Annotated in this window: 1 protein-coding gene; it reads right to left on the bottom strand. The window is 45.9% G+C overall.

Annotated elements, in window-relative coordinates; all coding sequences use genetic code 11:
* A partial coding sequence (locus tag ACNKXV_RS14325; RefSeq protein ID WP_417908384.1) for a radical SAM protein occupies window positions 1-294 on the bottom strand: 294 nt, incomplete at both ends.

Below are 294 nucleotides of genomic sequence, written 5' to 3'. Positions count from 1 at the left end.
CATAGATCTCCTGTGAAATACCATCCATCGAGACGATCAGTTGCTTCAGCCCAGAACCCAGAATTTCAGAGACATTTTTTTCGGTAAAATAATGAGCATTGGTCGAGGTCGAAGTGAAAATACCCTTACCATCCGCATACTTGACCAGATCCAAAAACCCAGGATGTAGAAAGGGCTCTCCCTGAAAATACAAATGAAGCCAAGTCAGATGTCCCGAGACCTGGTCAATGACTTTTTGATAGAGCACTGTCTGAAGCATTCCGGTGGGCCGGGTGAAAGCTCTCAATCCCGATG

The sequence above is a fragment of the Christiangramia aquimixticola genome (genome assembly GCF_048285835.1).
Classification (GTDB): Bacteria; Bacteroidota; Bacteroidia; order Flavobacteriales; family Flavobacteriaceae; genus Christiangramia; species Christiangramia aquimixticola.
Note: the sequence above shows the minus strand (reverse complement) of the source record. Positions and strands in the feature narration are given on the sequence as shown.